Raw genomic sequence first — 4,590 nt, forward strand, 5'->3', positions numbered from 1 at the left:
ATTCCGCCCCGCCGCGGGCGTTTTTGCCCCCCGGCGGCGAGCCTGTTATCGGGTAGCCCGATCCCGGCAAGTTACCCATGTTCTTGCGAAATCACGGGTTGCGATTCGCGGGCGGGGCGGACTGTCCTGCTGTCAGACGAGCGCGGGTTGTGTTGTCGACGTCGACGACTCGTCGTCGCGGCCGGTTCGGGAGGGAATCAGGGCCGTGGCCACGAGGCCGAGCAGGACGAAGCCCGCGGCCAGGTAGGCGCCGAGGTTGACGCCGGCGGTCATGGCGGATCGACCGGCGGTGGCTACTTCCTGCGTATCCGGTTGGGCGGCAAAGCCTTCGATCGCCGCGCCCGCACTGCCGGTGATGGCGTGCGCGTATTGCTGGGCTTGCGCCGGGGGCGTACCGACCGCGGTGAGGTCGTCTTCGACATTCGAGCTCAGCGTGGTGAAGAAGATCGTCGTGAGCAGTGCGATGCCGAGGGCGGAACCCAGTTGGCGGAAGGCGCTTTGGATACCGGACGCCTGGCCGTTGTCGGCTTCGGGAATGTCGGCGAGGACGACGTTGGTCACCTGCGCCGTAGCGAAACCGACGCCGATGCCGTACACACACAGGACCAGCGCGATCGACCACCACGAGCTGTCGGTGGCGGCGAAGAAGCCCAGCGCGGCCAGGCCGACGACCTCCAGCCCCAGACCGAGGCGGACCATGTTCAGCGGCGAGGCCTTCCCTGCCATCCCGAAGCTGGCACCACTGGCGATGAAGCTGCCGATGGCGATCGGCACCAGGGCCAGACCGGATTGCAGTGCGCTGTAACCGAGGGTGAACTGCAGCCACAGCGGGAGCACGGCGACGATGCCGAACTCACCGAGGCCGATGATCAGCGTCGCGATATTGCCGTTGCGGAACGAGGCCAGCGAGAACAGGCTCAGGTCCATCAGCGCCTTGTCGGCATTGCCGCCGCGGCGCAACAGCACCTGCCGGACGACGAACCCGCCCAGCGCCAGCACACTCAGCACGAGCGCGACCAGCACCGGCGACGGCCCGCTCTCCCAGGTGAATCCGGCGATCCCCATCGGATGGACGGTGGTGATCCAGCCGTAGGTGCGGCCCTCGACCAACCCGAAGGCCAGCAGCCCGAGGCCGAGCACCGACAGGATCGAGCCGAGCACATCGAGTCGACCGGCGACCTTCGGCGACGGCGCGATGCACGCCAGCACACCGACCACGATCAGCACAGCCAGGGGCACATTGATGCCGAACGCCCAGCGCCACGACACATGCTCGGCCAGCCAGCCACCGAGCAGCGGACCGAGCGCGGCGGCCGCACCGATCGTGGAGCCCCATACCGCGAAGGCCTGACCACGGGCTTTGCCGGTGAAGGTGGCGTTGAGCAGGGCGAGCGAGGTCGGCAGGATCATCGCCGCGCCCGCGCCCTGCAGGAATCGGGCGATGACGAGCAGTCCGCCGTCCGGTGCCAGCCCGGCCAGGATGCTGGTCGCGCCGAACACCACCACACCGGTGACGAACACCCGGCGCGCCCCGACCATGTCCGCTACCCGGCCGACCACCAGCAGCAGCGCCGCGAAGACGATCGCGTAGGACTCCTGAATCCATTGCGCCTCGGTGGAACCTGTGTCCAGGTCTTCGATGATCGACGGGATGATCACGTTCACGATCGTGGTGTCGACCACGATCAGCGCCACGCCGAGGGCAATGGCGATCAAGCCGAGCCATCGACGAAGGGACGACTCTTGACTCATCGCACACTCCTATTTCCATGGTGGAATATTTCCATGGTAAAAGTATATTGAGGGCAATAGGATGTCAAACGATGCGAAAGGAACCTATGAGCCAGTCGGACGCTCGCGCCCAGTACGAACGAATCCACGAAGGAATGCGGGCCTACGGCGCGAGTTACCGGGAACTCGCCCGCCGATTCGCGACCTGGCTCGGGTTGCACTCGACCGATGCCGAGGCCCTGATCGAGATCCTCACCGCCGAGGAACGCGGGACCACACTGTCACCGGCACGGCTCAGCGAACGGATCTCGCTGTCCAACAGCGCCACCACCGCACTGCTGAACCGGCTGGAACAGGCCGGTCATATCGTGCGCAGCCGAGAACACGACGACCGTCGCGTGATCACACTGCGCAGCACACCCAGCATCCACACTCTCGCCAACGATTTCTTCGGCCCACTCGGCACGAAGGTGGAAGAGTCGGTGATGGGGAAATACTCCCCCGAGGAGCTGCGACGGTTCGAGTCGTTCCTGGCCGACGTGCACGCCACCATGACCGCCCACCTGACTGAACCCGCACCATCGCGACCACTGATGTCGTGAGAACATCGGCGACTCACCGGGAACCGGCTCACCGAGTTGCCGCGTCATCGACGCACCGCGCCCCCTGGATCTGGCCGAAAGACGCGGAAAGTCGGATCAGAAGGGGCCGATGCCTTTCAGGGGATTGCCGCCGTGGAGGAACCAGAAGGTGAGGATGGCGGCGGCGACAGCCAGGACGACGACCCCGAAGGAACCGTAGGAGGGGCGGGTGGCCCAGCCTCGGGTGCGGTCGAAGGACCAGCGGCCGGGGCCGGTGAGGATGATCGCCAGGGCGGAACCGGCCAGGACGGAGTCGAGTTCGACGCCGGTGGGGGTGCCCGCGTTGTACTGGAAGCCGGGGACCATGCCCTGCTTCCACATCCACGCGTTCAGGATCGTGGCCAGGACAGCGCCCGCGGCGAGCGGGGTGGCCAGGCCGATCACCAGGAGGATGCCGCCGCCGAGTTCACCGGCGATCACCAGCGCGGTCGACAGTGACGGGTAGTCCCAGCCGCCGCTTTCCATCATGGTCTTGGTGCCGTCGAGGCCGGGTCCGTGGAACCAGCCGGTCAGCTTCTGCAGACCGTGGTAGATGAAGGTGTAGCCGACCACCAGGCGCAGCACGAACAGGCCGAGGTCCAGGGTGCCGCGGCGAGCCTCGCGGTTGCGGCGCTGCAAGCGGACGGTGCCCGCCGAGGCCGCCGACGCGGGCGGGATCGTCGCGTACCCGTAATCTTCGTCGCCGCCGCCACGACCGGTTTGCGCGGTGCTCGCACCGGGAACCTCATCACCGGGGTCGAGACCGAGATCCTCGTCGGTGCGGGGGATGTCCTTCGGATCCGGCTTGCGCATCTGCGTCGTCGGCGAATCGAACGGGCTGGTCACCGGGCGACCCGCCGCCGACGCGCCCTGCCCGGCCGGTGCCGAACCTTCGGCCTTCGGAGTGTCATTCGACTTGTCGGTCACCGACTCACCTTATGACGTGCCGTCCCGGTGTGCCGCCCTTCCTCGCAACGGGCGTGTCAGCCCCGCTCGACTTCCGGTCGCGTCCGGGCAGCCGCATTCGGACGCGACGGGCGTGTCAGGCCCGCACCGCTGCCGGTAACGTCTGACCTATGAGTTCGGGAATCGCGGGCCGCGTGGCAGTCGGGGTGGCACTGAGCGCCGTTTTGCTAGCCGGGTGCGCCCGTTTCGACGAGTCGGCGTCGAGTCCGTTCACCACCGAACCGCAACTGGGTGGGTCCGGCGCGGAACCGAAGAAGCCGCAGGAGGACCCCTCGCAGCCGCCGCGACCGACCGGACCGTGTATCGATCCCGATCCCAATGTCATCGCCACCTGCATGGAATCGGGGGCCGGGCTGATCGCGGTGGGCGAGGGTGCCTTCGTCGCGGAGCGAAAGACGGGGCGGATCCTGCAGGTGAAACCGGTCGACGCGAGCACACCGCAGGAGACGCCGGTGGAGATCGCCAGCGTGCCCGTCGACGGGTCGGCCGACGGCGGCATCTCCGATATCGTGCTCTCCCCCACCTTCGGTGAGGACGGGCTGATGTACGCCTACATCACCACCGGCAGCGACAATCGGGTCGTGCGGCTGTCCAAGGGCGGGGCGGCCAAGCCGATCCTCACCGGGATTCCCAAGGGCGCCGACGGAAATCGCGGCGCACTGGAATGGTCGACGCCGACGCAGCTGATGATCCTCACCGGTGATGCCGGAAACCCCGGCGCCGCGGCCGATCCCGGCTCGCTCGGCGGCAAGCTGCTTCGCCTGGACTCGCCGTCGGCGGGTGCGAACAACCCACAGGTGGTGGCGTCGGGCATCGGTTCGGCCGGCGACATCTGCCGCGACGGCAAGGAAGGCATGTGGGTCACCGACCGCACCGCCGCCGAGGATCGGCTCCAGCACCTGAGCCCCGACGGCACCCTCAGCGTCTCCTGGACCTGGCCCGACCGTCCCGGCGTCGGCGGCTGCACGGCCACCGGTGACGGCGTCGGCATCGCACTCAGCGAGGGCAAGGCGCTGGCCGCCGTCGCCGCGGACCCCACGACGTTCGCCGTCACCACCGCCCCCACCCTGATCGCGCAGGACAAGTACGGCAGGTTCCTCGGCGCCACCGCCAGCGCCGACGGCAGCATCTGGGTCACCACCACCAACAAGACCGACGGCGAGCCAGGCGAATTCGACGACCGCGTCGTCCGCATCCCACCCCCGCAGGGTGGAGCAGGCGGCCCGGACTAGGAGAGGAAGCGGCCGCCCGGACTGCGAAAGCAGTCCGGGCG

At 68.1% G+C, this 4,590-nt stretch carries 4 protein-coding genes; 2 read left to right on the forward strand and 2 right to left on the reverse strand.

The window, feature by feature from the left end; genetic code table 11:
- Positions 1-132: 132 nt before the first annotated feature.
- The gene (locus tag ACFQ9R_RS34630) at positions 133-1,752 is read right to left on the reverse strand and encodes a DHA2 family efflux MFS transporter permease subunit (RefSeq protein ID WP_378997059.1); all 1,620 of its coding nucleotides are present in this window, start codon (positions 1,750-1,752) and stop codon (positions 133-135) included.
- Between the two features lie 86 nt (positions 1,753-1,838).
- On the opposite strand from ACFQ9R_RS34630, the gene ACFQ9R_RS34635 reads away from it, so the two are divergent.
- Complete coding sequence (locus ACFQ9R_RS34635; protein ID WP_378997061.1) at positions 1,839-2,333, forward strand: MarR family winged helix-turn-helix transcriptional regulator; 495 nt, start codon at positions 1,839-1,841, stop codon at positions 2,331-2,333.
- Between the two features lie 96 nt (positions 2,334-2,429).
- Here ACFQ9R_RS34635 and ACFQ9R_RS34640 read toward each other — a convergent pair whose 3' ends face one another.
- A complete protein-coding gene (locus tag ACFQ9R_RS34640; RefSeq protein WP_378997063.1) occupies positions 2,430-3,278 on the reverse strand; it encodes a DoxX family protein in 849 nt (282 codons plus the stop codon).
- Between the two features lie 149 nt (positions 3,279-3,427).
- Here ACFQ9R_RS34640 and ACFQ9R_RS34645 point away from each other — a divergent pair, with 149 nt between their 5' ends.
- Complete coding sequence (locus tag ACFQ9R_RS34645) at positions 3,428-4,549, forward strand: PQQ-dependent sugar dehydrogenase (protein WP_378997065.1); 1,122 nt, start codon at positions 3,428-3,430, stop codon at positions 4,547-4,549.
- Positions 4,550-4,590: the final 41 nt, after the last annotated feature.

The organism is Nocardia sp. NPDC056541 (assembly GCF_042794235.1).
Lineage (GTDB): Bacteria > Actinomycetota > Actinomycetes > Mycobacteriales > Mycobacteriaceae > Nocardia.

Coding starts and splice junctions, on each gene's coding strand:
- ACFQ9R_RS34630 (WP_378997059.1), bottom strand. CDS start 1,752: ATGAGTCAAGAGTCGTCCCTTCGTCGATGGCTCGGCTTGATCGCCATT.
- ACFQ9R_RS34635 (WP_378997061.1), top strand. CDS start 1,839: ATGAGCCAGTCGGACGCTCGCGCCCAGTACGAACGAATCCACGAAGGA.
- ACFQ9R_RS34645 (WP_378997065.1), top strand. CDS start 3,428: ATGAGTTCGGGAATCGCGGGCCGCGTGGCAGTCGGGGTGGCACTGAGC.